Below are 22,336 nucleotides of genomic sequence, written 5' to 3' on the forward strand. Positions count from 1 at the left end.
AAAGCTTAAGTCATGCATATCTTTTCGATTATTGCGCACGATTAAACCTGCATAGTAAGCGGTTTCCAATGTGTCCATCATGTGTAAATAGTGTGCCCACGTTTCTGCCCAGTCTTCCCAAGGGTGTGTGCTGGCATAAGAGCTGACATAAAACTTGTCCCAGTTTTGCGGTGCGCCATCTTCATAGTGGCGTTGTAGTGCTGCGTTATAATCTTGACGCTCATCTCCAAAATACTGACGGAACTCGTCGACCAGCTCAGGATGTAGCGATTTAATGAGGTCAAAATAATAATGACCACTTTCATGACGAAAATGCCCCAAAAGCGTACGGTAGTTTTCACCCATTTTAATACGGGTCGTTTCTCTATAGATGACATCTGCTTCACTGGCATTGAGTGTAATGACACCATTAGCATGTCCTGTCAGCACAGGGTGCTCTGCTTCAGGCATGAGAAAATTAAAACGGAGTCCGTAGCGATCATCATCGTTATATTTGGGCCTTGGCATAATATTCAGGCGTTGCATTAAATACAGAAAACGCCGTTTAGCATGTTCGAGCCGTGACCAATAGACGATATGATCAGGGTTATCGAGAGTAGGAATGGTATATGTGAGTACACAAGACTCACAGTAGATGTCGTTGCTCTCTGCGGGAATAACCCAATTACAGACTTGATGATGCTGATAGTTATAACAAGGCTTATAGCGCTTCGTCTGGTATTTTTCATTTAGCGCTAACCAAAGAACAGGGCTATGCTGTTCAAAGCTCCCCATATCTTTTTCCGATGCAATATAACCGAGTGTAGTTTGGCAGCTCACACATTGTGAGTTGGCAAAAAAGACTTGGTTTTGACAGGATGCGCAACTAAAGAATTTCATCGGCGGCTGTGTCTTTGGTGAGCTTTTAGAACCAGTATAAAGGATGTCGGTTCCCTTCGTCATGTTCTGTCATCTGTTTTGATAGGCTTGTAAAGTTGAGTATTCATTGAGAGCATATTAGAAAGAATACATGTGCTTGGTTAGTAGCGAGCTTTTCAGCAGGTTCTTTTCTTTCATATTTGTATAAAGAAATATAAATTTTATAAATTTTAAAATTTATAACCTGAATGAACGAAAAAGCTTGATTTAGGTGCAGATTCGTCAAAAATAGGGACTGGGAAAAATCAAAGCTTCATTTTAGAATTTCAAAGCCTTTTAAGTTTCTGGGAGTAAATATAATGATAACGAACGTATCGCCAAAAAAATGGCTACTCATGAGTTTGGGGGCGATGTTGCTTTCAGGTTGTGCGACAACCTCTACAGACCCAAGTCATCAAAATGTGGGTGCCACAGGTTTACTCATTTGTGCACAGAATGAGCTTTGTCCAGTGGTTACTGTGAGCTGGAATGAATCGAACAAAGAGTTGCTTAAGTTAAAAATGCATTTGAGTAGTACTTACAATAAATACGACATTCAAAAGGTCGTGTTTACCAATGGACAAAAAAGCCAAACTTTTGCTGTCACTGGGCCAACCGAGCATGATCATGTGTTAGGCACAAACCGTTCGATCAATTATATTTTAGCGCCTGTAAATTTGATGAGTAGCTTAAAAGGTACAAATTCGATCAAAATGAATATTTATACAGATCAAGGTATTATCTCTCGATATGTGTATAAAGATGGCGTCTCAGCTCCAATTTTGGGTGAGTTCCAAAAAGTTTATCAATAAAAAAAATCGCCATCAGGCGATTTTTTTTTGCTTATAAGTGAGAGAAAACTAAAAGTTGTGAGGACATAAGATCTCATTTTCAGAAGATATTCTGTCTATAGGGACGTAAACATTGGGCCTTTGACGGATGAAAAGTCAAGCTGAATAGCCCGAAATGCACTTTGATGTATCAATTTTAAAAATATAAATATTTTTTGCACAAAAAATAAACTTTTTAATGTGCTATTGCCGTCAGTCTAATCAAAAAAATTGGCATGTATTCTGCTTAGTTCTAGGTATTACAAAAACCTTTTTTGGTAATACCGAAAGGAGCAGCAAATGTCTAAACAATTCAAAGATGACTTAAATGCATTCTTCACTGTATTTAAACAGTTCGTGGTCGCCATCTTAAGCGCTAGAGCGGGCATTTATATCAAACAAGATCCATCCGAAAAAGGATAAGCGCGTGCCGAAACATAAATTGGCACGGATCAGCATCACTGTGCCTGAATTAACTGTCGATGCATTGAATCAGAAAATTGTTGATCAGCACTATGAAAGCCGTTCTCAAGCGATTGTCGACATGATCAATAAACATTTAATTGCGGATCAGGAGCAACGTAACGCCGTGATGGTGGGGACATTTACCTTGCTCTATGACGCCAGTGTCACGCCACTTAGAGTCCAATTGCTGGACTTGCAGCAACAATTTTTAGAGCAAGTGGTCAGTTCACTGCATATTCAGTTAGATGAGCAAAAAATTCTAGAAGTGATGATTTTGCAGGGTTTAAGTGCTGAATTGAAAGCATTAAGCCAACAATTCATTGCTTTGAAAGGTGTGATCAAAGGGCATTTGGAACTAATGGATGCGGTGATGCCGCCGATTCCACAAAATGAAAAACAGAGAGCGTTGAAATCGTGACCATGTTCACGGCCCTCAATGACTCACTCCATACATAGCAAGTTTAAACATTTACAGCATCGGGAAAACTGCATCATGATTAAAAAAGCGTTCTTATCAGTCTCTATTGTTTCGACTATTTTATTGGCAGGTTGTGATAACACCGCCAAAATTCCTGAAACAAAGAACAGTGCATCTGAGAGCACAGCCACAAAAACCATCACGATTGGCTACAGTGATTGGCCGGGTTTTGTTGCATGGCAAGTGGCAATTGAAAAAGGTTGGCTCAAAGAAGCAGGGTTGAATGTTGAGTTTAAATGGTTTGATTATTCATCATCGCTTTCTGCTTTTGCAGCCAATCAGCTAGATGCAGTACTGGTGACCAATGGAGATAATCTAGTCACAGCCTCTGGGGGCACTCAAGGTGTCATGATTATGGCGACGGACTACTCCGCAGGTAATGATGTGATCATTGCAAAAGATGGAATTAACAGCATTGCCGATTTAAAAGGCAAAAGTATTGCTACTGAAAAAGGCTTGGTTGACCATCTATTGCTAAGTACAGCACTGACAGATGCAAAAATTAAGACCAGTGACATTAAATTGGTCAATTCTATGACCAATGAGCTTCCACAAGTTTTTGCAAGTCCAGACATTGCTGCAATTGCGGTCTGGCAACCTGTAGCCAATCAAGCGTTGAAGTCTGTTGCAGGGTCTAAAATTATTTATAGTTCTAAAGATAAGCCAGGTTTAATTTATGACACGCTGACTGTAAATATGAGCCATCTTTCTGCCAATAAAGAAGATTGGAAAAAGATGATCCAAGTGTGGGATAAAACAGTCAAATATATTAATGACCCTGCAACACATGAAGACGCCGTGAAAATTATGTCTAACCGTGTTGGTGTTGATCCGAAACAATATGAACAATTTATTGGCGGGACGCATTTACTCGATTTGGCAGCCAATAAAACCGTCTTTAAGAAAGGTTCAGGTTTTGACTCGATTTATGGCTCAAGCTACCACGTAAACAAATTCAACGTTGAAAATGGCATTTATAAAACAGAAATGGATGTTGATGGTGCAATTTATCCAGCTTTGGTTGAAGAGTTAAAGTAAAACTCCGTAGAAACTAAAAGCCCAAGTTAACTTGGGCTTTTTTTGTATGAATGTGTTTAAAAAGCAAAGAAAGATCTAATGTGAAATAAAGAGTAGATTTTAAGGCATGTATTTATAAATGCGTACTTTTAGAAAACATATGAATAATCACGATGCCGATAATCATAAAACTTAAACCAACAACCGCCGCAAAGTCGAGCTGCTGCTTAAAGTAAATCCAACCGACTGTAGAGATCAGGATAATGCCTGCACCTGACCACAGTGCGTAAGCTAGCCCCATAGGGATGGATTTAAACGTTAGACCTAAGAAAAAGAGCGCAATTGCATAACCAATAATAGTTAAAACAATAGGTAACGGTGCAGTGAAACCATTGCTCGCTTTTAGTGCAGAAGTCGCGAGGACTTCTGCAATCACGGCGATCAATAAATAGAGAAAAGCCATAGCTTATTTTAAGCTCCCTTACGTAACCACGGCTGCATGATGCATGAGGTGATGTTGTTCTTGTTTCAGCCAATGCTGACTGTCCGCCGTGGTAGATGTTACATTGTGGAAAGTGTATTCAGGTTCATACACATCCACGACAAACTTCAACTGATATGCTTCGCCAGCGATCAATTTATGCTGTATGAGCGTTTCAGTATCAACGACTTCAAAACCATCTAGAATGAGTTGTTGTTGAGTCATTTGGGTGCAGCTTGAATATTGAATGAGCTGATCCTGAGTTGAAACTGATACTTCATAGCTTTCAATTTGATTTAAGTCAGAAGGACTTTGCTCCACATAAGAAAGAACCCCTAACGCGTCTATATTCTGTTGAATATGGGGTAAACGTGACTGTGCATATGCCATATACTCACCGCAGATGATGAGACCGCCATCAAGCGAAATTTCTTGCTGCGTGGCAACATGTACGGCTTTGACTAAGCGTAGTCCTAAAAATAAACCCGTACTGGCTTGTTGACGCCAGTCTTCAACATAGGCATTACTTGGTGAAAACTCCAAAATACAATTGCCAATAGTATGTAGAGTTGCTGGCTCAGGCCATTGGGTATGGTTCTGATAATTGCTACTTAGCACCCATGACAATGATGCAGTTTGTGCATCCCAATGCGTATAACCGACCCATGCTTGACGCTCTACGATAGGTGTATCTGTTACTGATTTGAGACGTAGGTCAATGGTGAAGCTCTTGGACTGAAACCAATACACAATCGTATTTTCATCTGTCAGGCCATTGTAAAAGCTAATACTTTTACGTCGAAATGCGCCCATTAAATAGGTTGGCACACTACCTGAAGCAGCTGTGATGGGTTTTAGTTGACTTAAAGTTTCGAATAAATTCATGGGGTGTACTCCATGTTTGACTCAGTCAGACCAAAAGAATAAAGCGGAACGGCATTCTTTAAGACCAACTCACCATTGGCTACACGTTGTTTTAAATAATGAAAGGTTTGAGCCGTTTGATTAAACAAATGTTCTCCACCTGCCAGTGGCGCATATTTAGGTGGTTCATTTGTATTAATCGGTTGGATGAGATAGTCATAGTCACAAGAAAAAAATAAAGGGAAGGAGTAGCGTTCTTGTTGGACTTTTTTGACCCGATGTTTGGTGGCTAAATATTTGCCATTGGACAATATTTCCATCATGTCACCAATGTTCATCACCAAGGTATTTTCAAGCAGAGGAATATCAATCCATTCACCTTGCTTAGTGAGAACTTGTAAACCGGGTGCTGTCGGCAATAATAAAGTAAAGCACTCATAGTCGGTATGTGCCCCGATGCCTTCTGCATCTGTCGCTTGAGGATTATATGGATAGTGAATGAGGCGTAACTGGCTTGGTGCATGTTGAATATGCACATCAAAAAAGTCTTCTTTCTGCTCTAAAGCCAGCGCAAAACAGCGAAACAGCTGATGACCAATTGCTTTTAAGTGCTGATAGTACTGCGAGACATGACGTTTAAATGCGGGATCATCTGGCCATTGTGTTGGGCCTAGTAAGGGATAATTTAATGCAGACCCTTGATAGTCATAATTCACATCATAAGATTCTTTTAAATCGTAGCTGTTACTCGAAAACTGTTCCTCACCTATAGGCACATAGCCACTATGATTTACCGATTTTCCAATATAGTTTTGCATTTTGAGTGCGTCATCTTGGGCAAAATAGTGTTCTGCGATGTCACATAACTGTGCAAATAATGCAGGTTGAAATTGATCACCTTTGAGGTAGAGAAAACCAACTTCTTTGCAGGCCTGATCAAGCGCTTGAGCAACTTGCATATGGTCATCTAGATTTGGGCTATTTAAAAGGCTGATATCCACCAGTGGAAGGACATATTTATCTTGCATGGTAAAATCCTCGCGTTGGCCGTCCAACAGTGCATAAAACCTAAGGGTCGTCCCTCAGGCTAGATCAATGAGTTACTTGTGCGTACTAACTTGGGTCATACGTGGAATTTTGGGTAAATCTTCCAGTGCTGGATCAAGTTCTTCTTCTTGTGTATGTACTAAGAAATCGACTCGCTCTCGAAGTTGCTTAAAGGCAGGGCTGGACATCAGTTCAGTGTTTCGTGGACGGGGTAAATCTACTTCAATAATTTCTTTAATTTCCCCAGGATTGGCTTTAAGCGCTACGATACGATCAGCCAGTAAAATAGCCTCATCCATATCATGGGTTACAAAAATAATGGTGATATCAATGTTTTGCCATAGGTCCATTAGGTGTTTTTGCATTTTCTGACGGGTATGCGGGTCAAGCGCACCGAAAGGTTCATCCATCAGTAAAATTTTCGGTTCATTGACTAAAGCACGGGCAATCGCAACACGTTGCTTCATCCCGCCAGATAGTTGATGTGGATATTGGTTTTCATATTTCTCTAAGCCAATAATATTGATCCATTCTCTTGCAGCCGCTTCGGCTGAGGCATGACTTGCACCTTTCATGAGTGGACCAAACATCACATTTTCTTTAACCGATTTCCAAGGAAATAAGGTATAGCCTTGAAACACCATGCCTCGCTCTGGACTAGGGCCTGAAATGGGCTGTCCATCTACTAGCAATTCACCAGAGCTATATGGGTCTAGACCCGCAACAACCCGACTAAAGGTCGATTTTCCACAACCAGATGGCCCAATCACACAAATAAACTCCCGCTTATGAATTTTCAAATCGAGCTGATTTAAAATCGTGCGTGAGTTTTTACCATGCTGAAAAACTTGACTAAGTTGTTTGGCCTCTAAAATGACAGGACGTTGATAAATGTGATCAAAATACTGACGAGCATTGAATTCCGTCATTCTTATATCTGTGGTTTTCATTATTTTGCTCCCGCTTTCCATTTAAACAGATGTTGTCCGAGCTTCATTAAAATCACATCACAGACCAAGCCAATCACGCCAATAATCAAAATCGCAGCATAGACATTGTCAAAGTTCTGGTAGCGTGCTTGCTGGGTAATAAACCAAGTGATCCCTGTGGTGGTGCCAATCAACTCAGAGACAATCAAGTAGGTCCACGCCCAGCCCAGCAAGACACGTAAATCACGGTAAATATCGGGTAACGCCGCTGGAATGACCACGTGAAACAGACTTTTTGCTTTATTCGTCCCTAGGGTATAACCCGCTTCAATCAGCCCGCGGTCAACCATACGCGTAGTATTGGCAATAATCAGAATTTGCTGAAACAGTGTTCCAATCACGATGATGGCAATTTTTGGTGCATCATTAATGCCTAATATGGCAACAGCCAGTGCACCAAAGGCAGGCGCAGGTAAGTAGCGAAAGAACTCAACAAAGGGTTCAGTGAGCTGGGAAATTTTGTTGGAAAAACCACATAAAATTCCCAATGGAATACCAACGAGTGATGCAATAAAGAAAGCACTGAATACAATTTTGATACTGTGCCAAAGACTTTGATGAAACCATGGTGCATCGGCTTGAGCTGGTGGTGTAGTAAATGCTGTCACTAAGGCTGTCGCAACTTGATGAGGTGCTGGTAAATAAATGGGATTGACCAAATTACCTTGTGGCGGTTCAGTGCCTTTATTGACGGCATTTTGCGCTTCGGCATAGAACACATTTTTGTCTACACGGCTACCGACTTGTAAAAAAGAGACACTGCCAGAGTTGGTAATTTGTACTTGAGGATGCCAAATAAAGGGCAAATAACTCACAGCACACCAAATGAGGATTGGTATTAGAAATGATCCAAAGCCCAGCAATATTTTGCTTTGAGGACTGAGTTCTCGTGCGACATAACCCATAGTTGCTTAGCCCCGATATTACTTTTTTTATAAAACGTAATACTGTTAAGCAAAATGAATGCCAAATTTGTAGTGATATTGAGTGTTCACCTGTGTGCTAATTGTTTAAATAAAAACAGCCTTTGACCTAAATATGTTTTAAAATGCGCTATCGATAGATTGAAGCTCAAAAGGGGCAGCATCGCATGGCACAAAAGTCACAACAATCTGCATTGAATGAATTGATTGCAGAACAAAAACTACTGTGTGAAGAATTTGACTCCGCCTATGTTGAAGTAAAAGGTGATGATGTCGTTGCTGTTGCTGTGCATACTTTGAATCAAGAACCCATTGTCGGTTTACGTAAAAAGCCAGAAACTGAAGAGAATGTCGCTTGGTTTATCTATGGTGGTGAGTTGGGCGAAGGCCAAGATTTTTTTACAACCATGACTGTACGTGAGTTACAAGATATCTTGCCTGACGTACTTCCATACTTGGCTTTAAGTGAAGGTTATCGTTTTATGATTGATGGCGATGACTATGAAGACGTATGGAAAGAAGGCGATGAGTCTTAATACATGAAAAAACAAACATGGACGTTGCTTAGCCTGTCATTATTTTTATCATCGTTTCTATCAACCCTGAGTTATGCAGAAACAACGAAGCTAACTCAGGCGCAGTATGATCAGAAGATGGCTGAATATACAGCAACTGTGAATTCAACTAAAACCGTTTTAGATGCAAAAGATAGTCCAGCGACAGCAACAGAAATGAAAACCGCATTTTGTCAGCGTATGGCTGCATATCATCAAATTGCTGCGCTATCTAAAGCCAATATTGAGTTAAGTACCGCTTCAGTGATGCTGATGGTGGCCAACCGTTATCTTGATCAGCAAGAAAAAAGCCTGACCGATGCAGGGATGAATGAAAGTGCCTTCTGCCCAACGGCTAAAGCTTTAAAAGTTGAACATACGAAACGATTAAAAAGTAAAGTAACCGAATAAGACAACATGAAATTAGGTTAGACATTAAGATCTAATTTATTGTTTCAGGATGCTGTATAAATAGACAATGTCCTCGATTGTGTTAAGATAAATAAAAATCAACCATCGTTTGAGTAGGAGTTGGTGTATGGCAGCTTATACCGACATTAAAGTAGGCAAATATGAGGATGATATGATTCCTAAACTTGCCATTCATGCTTTTCATGATGCTTTTCAAAAAGCAACCACTCGTGCGTCTGTAGTTTATGCAAAAGCTGAACAGTTGGTTGAACGCGATATTCATGGCAATGAAACTGTTTTACAAGACTTAAGTCATGCTTATGTCGATGTAGGCGTTTTACCGACACTGACACGTAAAAAGAAACACGCAACCATATAGATTGATATGCCACCTCGACAACCTAGAATAAGAATGTTTGCAGGGCCGAATGGTTCTGGTAAAAGCACTGTTAAAGATTACCTCTTGCCCCAACATATTGGGGCATATTTAAATGCAGATGAACTGGAACAAAACTTAAGACAGAGTCAACGCATTGATTTATTGCATTATCATCCTTCCTTAAAAGCTTTAGAGTTGGTAACTTTTCTAAAAAGTAAGAAGCGTCCTCAAGCGGAACAGTTCGTGGCTTTACTTGCGCATGAACCAATTGTACTAGATGAATGGAAGATCGAGTTTAAAACCGAAGAAATTGATTCTTATCTCTGTGCACGCATTATTGACTATATCCGGCTTGAGTTTCTGCGCTTAAAAGTCAGTTTTACTTTTGAGACGGTAATGTCACATATCTCTAAAGTTGAGTTTCTCCGAGAAGCGAAACGTCAGGGTTATAAAACCTATCTATATTATGTCTCAACAGTAGACCCACAAATCAATATTGCCCGAGTCAAGTATCGCGTCAGTGTGGGTGGTCATCCTGTTCCTGAGCAGAAAATTATTGAACGTTACTACCGTAGTATGGATCTGCTCATGCAAGCCATAGAGTGCTGTGATCGAGCCTACTTGTTTGATAACTCCTCCGATGGTATACAAGCGTCTTTTCTTGCTGAAATTGAAGAAGCTGAAACCTTAAAAATGAATGCCGCCGTGTCTAAGCTCCCAATATGGTTTGCAGAACGGGTATTATCAGAATTTCAATAATCTGCTCAGAAAAAGAGCAGATTATTTTATCCTTTTTCATGTGTCTACCTGCATAAAAACATATTCAAAAGTCGTGAATGTGTTTTATAAACCTATAATAATACTCATGATGTAGAGATGTCCCCCTAACTCTATTCAGTTTCTTTAAATGAAAACTATAATGAAATAAAATGAGATAAGTTAAGTATTTCTAATCTAAAAAAGGCCTGAATACAAAATCTCTCGGGGATATATTCAAGATTTTTGCATGATTGTGAAGAATAACTATGTAAAAGAAATGCTTTAAGGTGTTATCTAAAAGACTAAAAGCTTCAAGAACGAACAGATAGTAACCATTCAAATATCTAAATCTAGATGCAAGGGCCCGTAAACAGTGGTCATAGACGTGCATAGCATAGATAGATACAAAGGACGCTTGATTATTTTTTAATTAAATATATTATAATAATATATATTGTTTTAGGGTGCTTACCAATGCATGATTTTGCGTGGTCTTTTATAGGTGGAATATTACTCGGCATCTCCGCCGTTGGATATTTATATACCAATGGGCGGATTGCGGGAATCAGTGGTCTGGTCTCACAAGTTTTAAATTTAAAAGGGATTATAAATACGCCTGCACTGTGGTTTTTATTGGGCCTGTTCATTGTTCCGTTTATATATGCCGCTTTTGTTCAGCCAGAGATCTATATTGAAGCTACACCTTTCATGTTAATTATTGCGGGCGTATTGGTAGGTTTTGGAACTCGCTTAGGCTCTGGTTGTACCAGCGGGCATGGTATTTGTGGTATCAGTCGCTTATCCAAACGTTCAATCATCGCTACAATGAGTTTTATGTTCGCAGGCTTTATTACTGTGTATGTTGTCCGTCATATGCTTGGAGCAATCTAAAATGAAAAATGTTTGGGCATTCATTTGTGGTGGATTATTTTCAATTGGTCTCATGCTTTCAGGAATGTCGAATCCTGCGAAGGTGATTGGCTTTTTAGATATTTTTGGGCAGTGGGATGCCAGTTTAGCTTTTGTGATGATGGGTGCAATTGCGGTTGCATTTATTCCTTTTCAAAAAGCTGTACGTCAGCCACATCCAAAAACGGTTTATGGTGAAGCCATACAACTTCCTAAAAATACGAAAATCGACAGAAAACTGATCTTGGGAAGTCTGCTATTTGGTATAGGCTGGGGAATTGCGGGAATTTGTCCTGCGCCGAGCTTTACTTTGATTGGACTGGGCTATAATCAAGCGATCTATTTTATAATTGCGATGTTCGTCGGTGTACTGCTACATCGTAAAGTGATGGAGAGAATGCCATGAAGCAAATTGCTCAAGTAAAAGCATTTTTTGATACAGCGAGCAACACGTTTAGTTATGTGGTGAGTGATCCCGACACTCAGCGCTGCGCCGTGATTGATAGTGTGTTGGACTATGATGCAGCATCGGCAACGACCAAAACAGAGCAGGCCGATTTAATCATTGCTTATATTCAGGAAAATAGCCTAAGCGTAGACTGGATTTTAGAAACACACGTACATGCAGATCATTTAAGTGCTGCGCAGTACTTAAAGCAAAAACTTGGCGGAAAAATTGCGATTAGTTATAAGATCGAGATCGTACAACAAACTTTTGGTGAGATTTATCATTTAGATATTAAAAGTTTAAACGCTACGCAGTCATTTGATTATCTTTTTGCAGATCATGAGACATTTTTGATAGGTAACATAAAAGCATATAATATTCCGACACCTGGGCATACGCCTGCGTGTCTCAGTTATGTCATTGGTGATGCTGTTTTCGTGGGGGATACTTTGTTTATGCCTGACTATGGAACAGCACGTTGTGATTTCCCAAAGGGGAGTGCGGCAACTTTATTTGACTCAGTGAAGACCTTGTACTCATTGCCAGATCAAATGCGGATGTTCTTATGCCATGACTATTTACCCGAAAGTCGTGATCAATACCAATATGAAACATCGGTTTATTCGCAAAAGCATGAAAACATTCATATCAATACTACAACGCAAAGGGGCGATTTTGTCGAGATGCGAAATCGCCGTGATGCAACGTTAAGCATGCCAAAACTGATATTGCCAGCGATTCAAATCAATATGTTTGCAGGCAAGTTCCCTCAACCAGAAGACAATGGTATTTCTTACTTAAAAATTCCGCTGAATTATTTTTAAAATAGAAAAGTAGCAAGACTTAAGGCATTCGGCATCTTTTCACTTGCATAAAATCTGATTCAAAAATCTAATCTGATATTAAACAGATATGTACATCATGCCTTTAAATTTAGCCTAAGCAAATATTTTACTCAAAATAGCCTAAGCAAAATTGAGCTCAATATAAAAAGTCATTTGATTTATTTCCATTAAAAATTCAATATCTATAGCAATCAAATAAAGTAAGTTTCATATGATCCTAAATCATCAATTTCATCAAAATGAGCAGCCGCCTACAAAAACATTGGTCTTTGTCCATGGTTTATTTGGCAGTTTAAGCAATTTAGGGATGTTGGCACGGGAGTTTTATTCAAGCCACCATGTATTACAGGTAGATGTACGTAATCATGGGTTATCGTCACATTCAAATGTGATGAATTATGAGGTTATGGCAGCTGATCTAATTGAAACTTTAGATGAACTCAACATCGAATACTTTTCTTTGATCGGGCATTCGATGGGTGGAAAGCTGGTGATGAAAGTGACCGAACTCGCAGGAGATCGACTAGATCAACTGGTGGTGTTGGATATTACGCCTATTGCTTATAAAGAAAATCATCATGAGCAGATTTTTAAAGCGCTCTTTGCCGTACAAAAAGCACATATTGAAACACGTCAGCAAGCCATAGAAATCATGCGTGAATATCTCAAAGAAGAAATGGTTATTCAGTTTCTATTAAAATCTTTTAGCAAAGGAAAGTGGTTGTTTAATGTAGACGCACTATATCAGAACTATGCCCAAATTCTGTCATGGGAAAATATAGAGACATGGCATAAGACTGCATTGTTTATACGTGGTGGAAACTCACCTTATGTAGAAAAGCCAGAATATATAGAAGCTATCCAATCGCAGTTTTCTCAAGCCCAGATTCAGACGGTGGCAGATGCTGGACACTGGTTACATGCAGAGAAAACTGCGCAAGTTCTGCAAATCATTACCCAATATTTGAGTCAGCCTTCAACCTGATTAACTCAAATTCGCAGCTGAAAGTTGTCCTTCAGAGGTCAGCTTTTCAGCCATTTCCGCAGTTTTCTTTAAATTCGGCATTCGATATTCAGTATGGCCATAGTCTTGGATCGACTTCCAACGTCCGCCCCAAGTTAAACCTACAGATTCTGCAACTTCACCATAGAGCTGATAGCCACGCATCGCCCATGGATCTCGTTCAGAAATAACGACTTTTCCATCCCGCTTAAATGCGACATCCGCCGCCAATCCAAATTGGTGGTAACTCTGATAACCACGCGCCAAAGTCGTATTTTTATTGCTGGCTAAAGAATTCTGACGCTGCGGGCTACGATAGCCTTCCAGTAAAACCAGTTCATATCCATGCTGCTCACGCATTATTTTAAATACCATCAGTAAACGTTGTTTATAGCGTGGGTTCATTTTGTGCCACTTACGATCAGCCGTTGCTAAATTGTCGTGTGAATGAGTTGAATGTACATCCTGAATACTCGGATCGTAATTCAAAGCACTGGCTTGAATAGAATTATTATTAAGATCCACTTGCTCCAGCAAACTTGCTTCAACTATGGCCGCAGCAACTAAGGATTCTTCGACCTCTGGTGGTGGAGACAAAATTTGTCCATCAAGTAGGGCATAAATTTGTGGATCCGATTGTCTTAAATAATCGGCTTCGATTTTAGTGGGCGTGACGGGGCTGGTAAAAGCAAACATTAAGATGCTAGCAAATAAAAATAGACCCGCAACCAATATCCACCACTGTTGAATATGCCAATGCGATTGCAATTGCTCGGGCGCAGCAGCATGATTTATATGCTGTGCAAAATGACGAGATTCTTGACGAGATTAAAAAATTTAAAAGCCCGGAGCTCGATACGCAATTACAAAATGCCTATGGCTTACCGATGCTGTCTTATCGCATACATGCACTAGACCATGTCATTACAAATCAGGACGATGATGAAGTCGTTGATCATCCGCGCCATATGCGAATTCAGGCCCTGATCGAGCATCAACTAGAACAACATGCAGAAACATTGTGGCAAATCTCACAGCATTTAAAGCAATCGGCTTTATTTTATGACAGTGAATTGGCCTATGAATATCGTATGCATCCGGCATGGATTGATCCTACGAGTGAATATGATAGCAATGAACCAGAGGAACAACCTGATGTGCAGCAGGTTGCTAAATTAAACCGTATCAATATACATATGCTGCTGCCTGAATCGATGTTACATGTTTGGAATGAAGAACAAAGCAGTGGTGTCGTACAGGATTATTTAAGTTCACTGGGCGTGATTACGCAGCAAATTCATCTTGAGCACCATTATTTCAGTCAAGAAACAGCCTATAAAGATTGGATGCTGTTATTGGAGCAAATTTCTCAGCAGTCAGAGGAAATTACGTTCATCCTGAATGTAGACTCTGAAATTGACCAAGAACTGCTCGATGAAAAAACATGGTTAACCGACCATTACTTGCCTGCTGAATATGCCTCTAGTTGGTGCTTAGCATCATCTTCTTTACCATTACTTGATATCAAACCCTTAAAACAACTCAAGATTGCGCTAAACGAGGCCAATCTTGCCAATCAGTTTGCATCCCCAGCGATGAAGCAATTAGAACAATTTAAGGATATTCAACCTTTTGTACTGATGCTCGATGATATTACAGACATTCAAACCATGAAAAAACTTAACCAAATTTTCGATCGAAGTGGGATTGAATCGCATCACTTCATTCATACCAAACAAAGCTTTGGACATACTCAGCATTTGGCCAAAGTTTTTGGATTTATGTTGAGTATGCATTTGCCTGATGAGCTGATGTCGATGATTTATAGCACTGATCAATTGTCTACACATTGTTTTCTACATGCGTACGAAGACAGTAATATCCCTGTAGAACCAACCATTTAAATTAAAAAAGAATAAGAGAGCATTGTGAATTCTTTATTTTATAACGTCTTAGGTTATGTTTGGCAGTATGTGAGCAACCCTAAAGCTATTATGGCTATATCGGGTTTTGTCGCACTAATGGCCATGTATAACGTCATTCCAGCCAAAATCTTTTGGCCTTTAATGATTTGTTATGTATTCGGGTTGATGCTGTGGGGAATTTATTTACTCATTGTACGTCGTCGACATGCAGCACAAGGTGAAGCTCTTGCCGATGCCATTGCACATGACACCAATGCAGAATATGGCAAACAAAAAAACAAAGATGAACTTCATTTGATTCAGCAACAAATGAAAGAATCTATTCAGTTGATTCGAAAATCAAAATTGGGAGATAAAAAGGGCAATGCTGCACTCTACGAGTTGCCATGGTATATGGTAATTGGTAATCCTGCTGCAGGTAAAAGTTCGGCCATTTATAACTCAGGTTTAAAGTTTCCTTTTGAAGAAACCCATCAAAAATCAGTTTCTGCTGGACTCAGCGGAACGCGTCATTGCGACTGGTTTTTTTCAACAGGAGGCGTGTTATTAGATACTGCAGGTCGTTATTCCGTTTATGCGGAAGATCATTTTGAGTGGCTAGGTTTTTTAAATATTTTGAAAAAAAACCGCTCAAAAGCACCAATCAATGGCTTGATCGTGATTGTTAGTATTGCTGAGTTGGTCAGTAACAGTCCAGAAAAGTCAATCAAACTGGCAAAGAATTTACGTGCACGAATTCAAGATCTTACTGAGCGCTTAGAGGTTTTTTCACCTGTTTATTTGGTCTTCTCTAAAATGGATCTGATAGCAGGCTTTACTGAGTTTTTTGAATGCTATGAAGTCGGTGAGTTTGATCAGGTTTGGGGGGCGACACTGCCTTATACAACCGATGGGGCTAATAATGCTGTTGAATTGTTTGAAAAACATTATTCCATCTTATATGACGGTTTAAAAGGCGTCAGTACGACACATCTCAGCCGTCGACACTCGCAGAATATTTCTCCAAGTGTCATGACATTTCCTTTAGAGTTTAAGAGCTTAAAGCCTGCGTTAAAGACATTTATCGGCACGCTGTTTGAAGATAACCCTTATCAATTTAAACCTGTTTTCCGTGGCTTTTATTTCACCAGTGCACTGCAAGAAGGCATTATTGAAAGTCCAATGACCGAGCAAATTGCTCAAGACTTTTTATTGCAAAAAGGTTTAGACAATGAAAATGGCATTCCAACGCGCTCAGTTTCGCAAAACCATGGCTATTTTTTAAAAGGTTTATTTTCTGACATTATTCTGAAAGACAAGAACCTCGTTAAACAACATATTAACCCTAGCCGAAAGCGTCAGCGTTATATTGCCTTTGTTGCCGCTTTATTTGGTGTGGCTATTATTCTAAGTCTATGGGTGTGGTCTTATCGGAATAATCAGCAATTGATTGCAGACGTACAAGCCGATTTAGACAAAGTTGTTTTACTTGAAAAGCAATCGGGCCAAGAGTTGTCTACACAACTGAGTGCACTCTTGATTTTACAGGAACGTATGCAGCAGTTGGACCAATTTGAAGAAGATCGTCCTTTAAAGCTGGGTTTTGGTTTGTATCAGGGAGATGAGCTGCGGGAGAAGTTAAAAACAGAATATTTAAAAGGTGTTGAGCAAATCGTCTTGATTCCAACACAACAAAATATTGCCCAATATCTACAGCGGGTGAAAAGCAATGAAGAAAAATTGCGCACAAACCATGCAAATGTAGAGCTGACACCTGTTGCAAAAACACAGCAATATTTAGAGCCTAATGATGCAAATCCACAAGATGCATACAATGCTTTAAAAGCCTATTTAATGATGGGTAATACTCAATATATGGATGCAAGCCATTTAAGTGATCAAGTCACACGTTTCTGGCGTTCATGGTTGGATAATAATCGTGGTCAAATGCCACGTGGAGAAATGATCCAAAAGGCAGAGCAAATTTTGTCGTATAGCATGACTTTAGCTGGCGATCCTAAATTTCCTGTACTCAGCTCAGACAGCTTGGTGGTGGATCAAACGCGTCAAGTTCTCTTGTCTGTTGTTCGTGGAATGCCTGCACGAGACCGTGTTTATAATGAATTAAAAATGCGTGCGGCTGTCCGTTATCCAGCATTAACCATAAAGCAAATGCTTGGCGATGCCAATCAAAATGCAATCTTAGGCAGTTATGCCTTACCGGGTATGTTTACACATGCTGCATGGTCAGAATATGTTGAACAAGCCATCGATGAAGTTGCAAAACGTCCTACCGATACCAAAGACTGGGTACTCAACAGCACACAGTCGGATGACTTATCATTTAGTGGTAGTCCAGATCAAATCCGTAAACAACTCACAGAACTCTATAAAAAAGAATATATTGCGGAGTGGCGGAAATTCTTAGGTGCGATACATTATGCCAAAACTAAGGATTATGGACAGCAGGCGGGTTTCGTTCAAGTTTTAGGCGAGCCTGAAAACTCACCCATTCGAAGTGTTTTTGATCGCGTTGCCAAAGAAACCAGTTGGGATAACCCAGTCGTAATGGCGGAGCTGGCAGCGCCACAAACAGGTTTTGTGGCTTGGTTTAAACGCAAAGTATTAAGACGAGATGAAACTCAGCTTGATGCCAAAGTCATGAATCAAGCGCAAGGCCCGATTTCTAAAGAATTCCAGATGTTTTATCAATTGGTGCGTAAGCGTGACGACCAACAAAATAAGTCTTTGCTTGATGAATACATGCAATCTTTAGCTCAAGTCCGAAGTAAATTCAATGACTTGAAAAGCTCAGGTGATATTGGGCCATCTGCGATGAATTTGGTTAAGTCGACCATTAATGAGCAAAACTCTGTTTTTAATACAACGCAGAAGCTGGTCGATGAAAAAATGTCCGTGGGCCTGTCTGAGGTTGATCAGAAACTGCTCCAAAAGCTGTTGATGTCGCCATTGACGCAATCATTTGAAAGTTTAATTCTACCAGCACAAGATGAGATGAATAAGCTGTGGGTTATGCAAGTCCATCAACCTTTCAACACAAATCTCAGTAAAAAATATCCATTTAACTCTTCAGCGACACTGCAAGCAACCAGCAATGAAATTAGCCAGATTCTTGGCGAAAATGGCAGTATTGCGCGTTATGTCAAAGAGTATCTTGATCCACTGGTTATTCGTCGTGGTTATACCTTGACTTCTAAGACGTGGAAAGATTTAGGGATTAGCTTGAATCCACAATTTGTAATGAATTTTCAAAGCTATGTTGCGCCAAGTAATGGCATGGCAACAGGGGCTTTAAATCAAGCTTCATCTGCACCTGCTGCTACAGCACAATCCAATTTTCAATTTTACCCAATTGAAAATCCTAAGTTTTTATCCTATACCATTGATATTGATGGACAAAGAATGCTTTATGAAAACGGCATTCAACAATGGGTGAATTTTGTATGGCCAAATGCCGGAGCAATTCCAGGTGCACGTATTACAGCCATTGATTTAGATGGGAAAACGCATACGATTTTTGAGGCGCCTGGTGAATATGGTATTAATCGTTTAATTGACGGTGCTGAGCGAACGCAACGTGGCGGAAGCTATGAAATGATTTGGAGAAATCAGCAAAATCCAGAGCTTGCAGTAAAAGTCAATTTCCGTTTAATCAGTGGAGACGCAAATGGTGGAGTAGGCGGGCAGCGCAGTTACAATGGCATGCAACTGGTCGATCAAATTGTCACCAATAAATCCGTACGTGTGGTGGCAGCGCAAACCACACCTTCAGCAACAGCTGCAAGTCCTAAAGCTCCAACACCAGGTATACAGGAGCGTCGTTTATGATTTCTCGAAAGTGGCTAGGTTGTAAGGAGTATTGCGATGGATGAACTGCGTACCTTAGCTTTATATTATGGAAAATGTCCTGCACGTGGTGATTTCTTAAAAACACGCGGCCAGTATGCCTTAATTCAACTGATTGATCGGTGGATTACTGAGGCATTAGAGCATGCCATGCACTCAGAGGGATTTAGTCAAGCATATGAAAAGCTACCTTCATTAGACTTTTTTATTGCAAATCCACAAGAAAATAATTTTCTTGTGGCAAATTTGATAGCCAGTCACGATAGTTCTGGCCGTCAATTTCCAATGGTTTTGAGTCATTTATTAGAGGTTGAAAATAGTTTTGATAATCTTATTTATGCACCATATCGCTATAAGCAAACTTTAATCGATTTATTTCAAAAGAATCGTGTGGTACGTTCGATACGTGACCCCAATATCGTGCTTGATAAATTATCTAAATTAAATAATGAGATACAAGTTTTTAATAACAGCGAAGTTTCGGCATTTTATGAACACCATACGATACATTCATTTGCTCAATTACTAAGAATGACCAGTTACGAGCTTGCACAAAGCATGATTGGACTCGGGTTATTGTTACAACCCGTTATTCAATATGGTACTAGTCGCTTAACTAAGGTGTTGATTTTACCTATTAATAACTCTAGCTACTGCTATGAAATTGCGGCTTTTTGGGTCAATCTAATTAGTTTTTTTATTCAAAATCAAAATGCTGAGCTTCTGATAGGGATTTTACATAGCGAAAAACCTGTACTGCTTTTTGGCTTTCAAGGGGCAGATATTATGACCTTAAGTGAAATTTTCACGCAAAAGTTAGATTCAGATCACTGGGTTTCATTGGTTCAAGCCAATTGGATTGATGCATATTTAGAGCAAAATGCCGGTTTGGCAACTCTGGAGCAAGCTTTGTGTGAGCGGCAATTGAGCTTAATACAAGCTGTGAAACTTTTTAAAAAAACTTTTATAGATTAGTAAAATATGAAAATAAATCATAGATTTAAGTCGAATAAATGGCTGCTGACTTTAATGTTGGTTTTGAGCGTGAATGTCTGGGCTGAACCGATTATTGTTGAAGGTGTTGTTCCAAATGATGCCAGTAAGCAAATCATTTTAAACAAGATGTATAGTGTTTATGGCGCTGACCAAGTGATTGATAAAATAAAGGTTAAAGCAGTTAGCGCTCCAAATGGTTGGAGTGAATCTGTTGCGAATATGGTGGTTCCAGAGTTAAAAAAAGTTTACCAAGGTAAACTTTCTGTACGTGGTACGCAAATGGAACTTAATGGAAAAATATCGAGTTCAAATGAAGTTCAGCCAACAACAAACTTATTCCAAAGTTTAGTAACGCCACCATATCGCTTGAATGCGCAGCTTTCTGTCAATCAGGCTGAACAGCAAATCATAGATGAAGCGCTTAAAAACAGAATTATAGAATTTGAATCTGGCAGTGCAGTTTTGGCTGTGAGTGGGACTCAGATCTTAGATGAAATGGCGGTGGCGCTAAATAAGGTTGGAGGGAAAAAGGTCAAAATTATCGGACATACAGATAGTTCAGGTGACGTCGCAAAGAATCTTGCTTTAAGTAAAGAACGTGCTGTAGCTGTGAAAAATTATTTGATCAATAAAAGTATTGCAGCAGAACGCTTAAGTGTTGAAGGATTGGGCTCAAACAAACCTGTTGCTGATAATGCGACTGCAGATGGCCGTAAGAAAAACCGTCGAATTGAATTTGATGTTCTAATTCTTCGTGCTGTTGTTGAATATGATTGAGAACAGCACCTAAACGTTTATTCTCAACAACCTCTCGCTGGTTGAGCTGACTTAATTTATCGAAGATGCTGTAATTGATTTTTCTTCCTTGATGTTCAATGGCTACCGTGCCATCCGGGTATTCCAGAAACTCAAGATACTTGCCGATCAACCTTTTATTTTCTTCGGTATTTTCCAGTAAATATACGCATTTATCATAAGTAATCGTCAGGCTGTTCGTGACTCTGCGGGGTTCACGCCAGGTAAAAACATCATCTAACTCTTCGGCTGTTTCAGTGACAGTCCGGTGTAGATCCTTGGGATTAAAGGCCATATTGGCAAATTTACGATTAAATTGCTCGATAAAGCAGGGCAGCCAGGCATTCGCTTGCTCAATCGAACAGATGCCTTCCAGGCGCATTTCTTTAATCAGACGGTCCTGAAGCGTTCTATTCGCCCGTTCTACACGGCCTTTGGCTTGTGGTGAATTGGCGAAGATGATATCGATATTGAGGGTACTGAGTACGCGTCCAAACTGGGTAATCTTGGTGTCTTTCTTGCTGCTTTGATTCACCCTGAAGACTGAATGTTTATCACTGTAAAACGCCAACGGCTTACCATGCTGCTCAACATACAAACGTGTTGAAATCATATAGTCAAATGCTGATTCCGACTCACAGAAGCGTAAATGCTGTAATTTTCCTGTGGCATCATCGATAAATACCAGCAGACAGCACTTAGCAGCGCGTCCTTCAAACCAGTCATGGTGTGAGCCATCGATTTGAATCAGTTCACCATAACAATCTCGGTTATAACGAGGCTGATACGGGCGTTTCAGGCGCTTGGCGCGAGGAATCCACAGATCGGCTGCAATCATCCAGGAACGCAGTGTTTCCACTGAAATATCGAATCCATGAACAGTGGTGAGCTTTTCATGCGCTAAAGTGGGTCCGAAACCATGCAGTTGATCCGAAACAATATTGAGGCACTTGAGTCTGAGCTCTTCAGGAAGCCTGGAATTGCTGATTTGGCCACGTGCAGCATGTGCTAATGCAGCTGGGCCTTGAGCTTTGTATTTTTGCAATAAACGTCTGATCTGACGTTCTGAAATATGAAGTAGCTGAGCAGCTTGGGACTGGGTTATGCGTTGATCACAGATTTCTTGCAAGACCGACAATCGTTTAAGTTCTTTATCCGACATAGACACCAACATATCAAACCGTCCGCTAAGAAAATTGCAAAAGTGCATATTCTAAAAGCGGACATTTTTACTTTGGAGAAACCGGACATTTCTACTTGGGGCTTACATTTATATTACGTATAATGTATATTATGTTAAATAGCATATCCAAGACTGTAGCCTACGCAACCTCAGTTGGTGCTACAGCTCGACATTGTGAATCTCAGTAAAATTATATTCACAATGCCGAGTACGCTAATGAACATAATATACGTTATGCCGAAATCTACGCACGCAACCTATCAATGTGATGATCTAACTTTATAAAAAATTG

General features: G+C 39.9%; 22 protein-coding genes and 2 pseudogenes. 16 read left to right on the forward strand and 8 right to left on the reverse strand.

What is annotated here, in order from left to right:
* The coding region (locus ACY3FQ_RS08060) for a zinc-binding metallopeptidase family protein (protein WP_489774404.1) at positions 1–879 on the reverse strand (879 nt) is incomplete at its 3' end.
* Positions 880–1,217: 338 nt separating this feature from the next.
* On the opposite strand from ACY3FQ_RS08060, the gene ACY3FQ_RS08065 reads away from it, so the two are divergent.
* The 4 genes from ACY3FQ_RS08065 to ACY3FQ_RS08080 all read left to right on the forward strand — a co-directional run bounded on the left by ACY3FQ_RS08065 (position 1,218) and on the right by ACY3FQ_RS08080 (position 3,708).
* The gene (locus ACY3FQ_RS08065; RefSeq protein WP_126036591.1) at positions 1,218–1,709 is read left to right on the forward strand and encodes a hypothetical protein; all 492 of its coding nucleotides are present in this window, start codon (positions 1,218–1,220) and stop codon (positions 1,707–1,709) included.
* 318 nt (positions 1,710–2,027) lie between these two features.
* Positions 2,028–2,150: a hypothetical protein gene (locus tag ACY3FQ_RS08070; protein WP_256350806.1), complete on the forward strand. Its 123-nt coding sequence runs from the start codon at positions 2,028–2,030 to the stop codon at positions 2,148–2,150.
* Positions 2,151–2,154: 4 nt separating this feature from the next.
* Complete coding sequence (locus ACY3FQ_RS08075; protein WP_489773825.1) at positions 2,155–2,610, forward strand: CopG family ribbon-helix-helix protein; 456 nt, start codon at positions 2,155–2,157, stop codon at positions 2,608–2,610.
* Between the two features lie 75 nt (positions 2,611–2,685).
* Positions 2,686–3,708 carry an ABC transporter substrate-binding protein gene (locus tag ACY3FQ_RS08080; protein ID WP_218289424.1) on the forward strand — a complete coding sequence of 341 codons (1,023 nt, stop codon included), beginning with the start codon at positions 2,686–2,688 and terminating at the stop codon, positions 3,706–3,708.
* A gap of 112 nt (positions 3,709–3,820) precedes the next feature.
* On the opposite strand, the gene ACY3FQ_RS08085 is transcribed toward ACY3FQ_RS08080, so the two are convergent.
* The 5 genes from ACY3FQ_RS08085 to ACY3FQ_RS08105 all read right to left on the reverse strand — a co-directional run bounded on the left by ACY3FQ_RS08085 (position 3,821) and on the right by ACY3FQ_RS08105 (position 7,973).
* Positions 3,821–4,150 (reverse strand): DMT family transporter, encoded by a 330-nt coding sequence (locus tag ACY3FQ_RS08085; protein ID WP_489773827.1) that lies wholly within the window; start codon positions 4,148–4,150, stop codon positions 3,821–3,823.
* Positions 4,151–4,168: 18 nt separating this feature from the next.
* On the reverse strand, positions 4,169–5,053 hold the full coding sequence (locus ACY3FQ_RS08090; RefSeq protein WP_489773828.1) for a hypothetical protein: 885 nt from the start codon (positions 5,051–5,053) through the stop codon (positions 4,169–4,171).
* Positions 5,050–6,060: an isopenicillin N synthase family dioxygenase gene (locus tag ACY3FQ_RS08095; RefSeq protein ID WP_489773829.1), complete on the reverse strand. Its 1,011-nt coding sequence runs from the start codon at positions 6,058–6,060 to the stop codon at positions 5,050–5,052. Before ACY3FQ_RS08095 ends, ACY3FQ_RS08090 begins: the two co-directional genes overlap by 4 nt.
* Positions 6,061–6,132: 72 nt before the next feature.
* A complete protein-coding gene (locus ACY3FQ_RS08100; protein ID WP_428870317.1) occupies positions 6,133–7,008 on the reverse strand; it encodes an ABC transporter ATP-binding protein in 876 nt (291 codons plus the stop codon).
* A 20-nt stretch (positions 7,009–7,028) separates the two neighbouring features.
* Positions 7,029–7,973, reverse strand: coding sequence for an ABC transporter permease (locus tag ACY3FQ_RS08105; protein WP_114837069.1), 945 nt, complete (start codon positions 7,971–7,973; stop codon positions 7,029–7,031).
* Between the two features lie 185 nt (positions 7,974–8,158).
* Here ACY3FQ_RS08105 and ACY3FQ_RS08110 point away from each other — a divergent pair, with 185 nt between their 5' ends.
* From ACY3FQ_RS08110 to ACY3FQ_RS08145, 8 genes are all read left to right on the forward strand, one after another.
* The gene (locus tag ACY3FQ_RS08110) at positions 8,159–8,527 is read left to right on the forward strand and encodes an immunity protein Imm33 domain-containing protein (protein WP_004693046.1); all 369 of its coding nucleotides are present in this window, start codon (positions 8,159–8,161) and stop codon (positions 8,525–8,527) included.
* A gap of 3 nt (positions 8,528–8,530) precedes the next feature.
* Positions 8,531–8,956, forward strand: coding sequence for a hypothetical protein (locus ACY3FQ_RS08115; protein WP_004693047.1), 426 nt, complete (start codon positions 8,531–8,533; stop codon positions 8,954–8,956).
* Between the two features lie 127 nt (positions 8,957–9,083).
* A complete protein-coding gene (locus tag ACY3FQ_RS08120; RefSeq protein ID WP_126036577.1) occupies positions 9,084–9,335 on the forward strand; it encodes a hypothetical protein in 252 nt (83 codons plus the stop codon).
* Between the two features lie 33 nt (positions 9,336–9,368).
* On the forward strand, positions 9,369–10,094 hold the full coding sequence (locus ACY3FQ_RS08125; RefSeq protein WP_126039234.1) for an ATPase: 726 nt from the start codon (positions 9,369–9,371) through the stop codon (positions 10,092–10,094).
* Positions 10,095–10,568: 474 nt separating this feature from the next.
* A complete protein-coding gene (locus tag ACY3FQ_RS08130; RefSeq protein WP_126036574.1) occupies positions 10,569–10,985 on the forward strand; it encodes a YeeE/YedE family protein in 417 nt (138 codons plus the stop codon).
* Position 10,986: 1 nt separating this feature from the next.
* Positions 10,987–11,409 (forward strand): YeeE/YedE family protein, encoded by a 423-nt coding sequence (locus tag ACY3FQ_RS08135; RefSeq protein WP_126036573.1) that lies wholly within the window; start codon positions 10,987–10,989, stop codon positions 11,407–11,409.
* The gene (locus ACY3FQ_RS08140; protein WP_348960290.1) at positions 11,406–12,275 is read left to right on the forward strand and encodes an MBL fold metallo-hydrolase; all 870 of its coding nucleotides are present in this window, start codon (positions 11,406–11,408) and stop codon (positions 12,273–12,275) included. The genes ACY3FQ_RS08135 and ACY3FQ_RS08140 overlap by 4 nt, the downstream gene beginning before the upstream one ends.
* Positions 12,276–12,507: 232 nt before the next feature.
* Positions 12,508–13,281 (forward strand): alpha/beta fold hydrolase, encoded by a 774-nt coding sequence (locus ACY3FQ_RS08145; RefSeq protein WP_114837074.1) that lies wholly within the window; start codon positions 12,508–12,510, stop codon positions 13,279–13,281.
* On the opposite strand, the pseudogene ACY3FQ_RS08150 reads toward ACY3FQ_RS08145, so the two are convergent.
* A pseudogene (locus tag ACY3FQ_RS08150) lies at positions 13,282–14,106 on the reverse strand (M15 family metallopeptidase); the annotation flags it as partial.
* On the opposite strand from ACY3FQ_RS08150, the gene ACY3FQ_RS08155 reads away from it, so the two are divergent.
* The 4 genes from ACY3FQ_RS08155 to ACY3FQ_RS08170 all read left to right on the forward strand — a co-directional run bounded on the left by ACY3FQ_RS08155 (position 14,100) and on the right by ACY3FQ_RS08170 (position 20,843).
* Entirely contained in the window at positions 14,100–15,203 is a 1,104-nt protein-coding gene (locus tag ACY3FQ_RS08155) for a hypothetical protein (protein WP_489773831.1), read from the forward strand. The pseudogene ACY3FQ_RS08150 and the gene ACY3FQ_RS08155 sit on opposite strands and share 7 nt — an antisense overlap.
* A 90-nt stretch (positions 15,204–15,293) precedes the next feature.
* Positions 15,294–19,052, forward strand: a complete 3,759-nt coding sequence (gene tssM / locus ACY3FQ_RS08160) for a type VI secretion system membrane subunit TssM (protein WP_489774406.1) — start codon at positions 15,294–15,296, stop codon at positions 19,050–19,052.
* Positions 19,053–19,088: 36 nt separating this feature from the next.
* Positions 19,089–20,045 carry a type VI secretion system-associated protein TagF gene (gene tagF, locus ACY3FQ_RS08165; protein WP_279741138.1) on the forward strand — a complete coding sequence of 319 codons (957 nt, stop codon included), beginning with the start codon at positions 19,089–19,091 and terminating at the stop codon, positions 20,043–20,045.
* A gap of 54 nt (positions 20,046–20,099) precedes the next feature.
* On the forward strand, positions 20,100–20,843 hold the full coding sequence (locus ACY3FQ_RS08170) for an OmpA family protein (protein WP_489774408.1): 744 nt from the start codon (positions 20,100–20,102) through the stop codon (positions 20,841–20,843).
* On the opposite strand, the pseudogene ACY3FQ_RS08175 reads toward ACY3FQ_RS08170, so the two are convergent.
* A pseudogene (locus tag ACY3FQ_RS08175) lies at positions 20,803–22,023 on the reverse strand (ISNCY-like element ISAjo2 family transposase); the annotation flags it as partial. The gene ACY3FQ_RS08170 and the pseudogene ACY3FQ_RS08175 sit on opposite strands and share 41 nt — an antisense overlap.
* Positions 22,024–22,336 lie beyond the last annotated feature (313 nt).

It is taken from the genome of Acinetobacter sp. AB03 (assembly GCF_058107045.1).

Coding starts and splice junctions, on each gene's coding strand:
- ACY3FQ_RS08065 (WP_126036591.1), top strand. CDS start 1,218: ATGATAACGAACGTATCGCCAAAAAAATGGCTACTCATGAGTTTGGGG.
- ACY3FQ_RS08070 (WP_256350806.1), top strand. CDS start 2,028: ATGTCTAAACAATTCAAAGATGACTTAAATGCATTCTTCACTGTATTT.
- ACY3FQ_RS08080 (WP_218289424.1), top strand. CDS start 2,686: ATGATTAAAAAAGCGTTCTTATCAGTCTCTATTGTTTCGACTATTTTA.
- ACY3FQ_RS08085 (WP_489773827.1), bottom strand. CDS start 4,150: ATGGCTTTTCTCTATTTATTGATCGCCGTGATTGCAGAAGTCCTCGCG.
- ACY3FQ_RS08090 (WP_489773828.1), bottom strand. CDS start 5,053: ATGAATTTATTCGAAACTTTAAGTCAACTAAAACCCATCACAGCTGCT.
- ACY3FQ_RS08095 (WP_489773829.1), bottom strand. CDS start 6,060: ATGCAAGATAAATATGTCCTTCCACTGGTGGATATCAGCCTTTTAAAT.
- ACY3FQ_RS08100 (WP_428870317.1), bottom strand. CDS start 7,008: ATGACGGAATTCAATGCTCGTCAGTATTTTGATCACATTTATCAACGT.
- ACY3FQ_RS08105 (WP_114837069.1), bottom strand. CDS start 7,973: ATGGGTTATGTCGCACGAGAACTCAGTCCTCAAAGCAAAATATTGCTG.
- ACY3FQ_RS08110 (WP_004693046.1), top strand. CDS start 8,159: ATGGCACAAAAGTCACAACAATCTGCATTGAATGAATTGATTGCAGAA.
- ACY3FQ_RS08115 (WP_004693047.1), top strand. CDS start 8,531: ATGAAAAAACAAACATGGACGTTGCTTAGCCTGTCATTATTTTTATCA.
- ACY3FQ_RS08120 (WP_126036577.1), top strand. CDS start 9,084: ATGGCAGCTTATACCGACATTAAAGTAGGCAAATATGAGGATGATATG.
- ACY3FQ_RS08125 (WP_126039234.1), top strand. CDS start 9,369: ATGTTTGCAGGGCCGAATGGTTCTGGTAAAAGCACTGTTAAAGATTAC.
- ACY3FQ_RS08130 (WP_126036574.1), top strand. CDS start 10,569: ATGCATGATTTTGCGTGGTCTTTTATAGGTGGAATATTACTCGGCATC.
- ACY3FQ_RS08135 (WP_126036573.1), top strand. CDS start 10,987: ATGAAAAATGTTTGGGCATTCATTTGTGGTGGATTATTTTCAATTGGT.
- ACY3FQ_RS08140 (WP_348960290.1), top strand. CDS start 11,406: ATGAAGCAAATTGCTCAAGTAAAAGCATTTTTTGATACAGCGAGCAAC.
- ACY3FQ_RS08145 (WP_114837074.1), top strand. CDS start 12,508: ATGATCCTAAATCATCAATTTCATCAAAATGAGCAGCCGCCTACAAAA.
- tssM (WP_489774406.1), top strand. CDS start 15,294: ATGGCTATATCGGGTTTTGTCGCACTAATGGCCATGTATAACGTCATT.
- tagF (WP_279741138.1), top strand. CDS start 19,089: ATGGATGAACTGCGTACCTTAGCTTTATATTATGGAAAATGTCCTGCA.
- ACY3FQ_RS08170 (WP_489774408.1), top strand. CDS start 20,100: ATGTTGGTTTTGAGCGTGAATGTCTGGGCTGAACCGATTATTGTTGAA.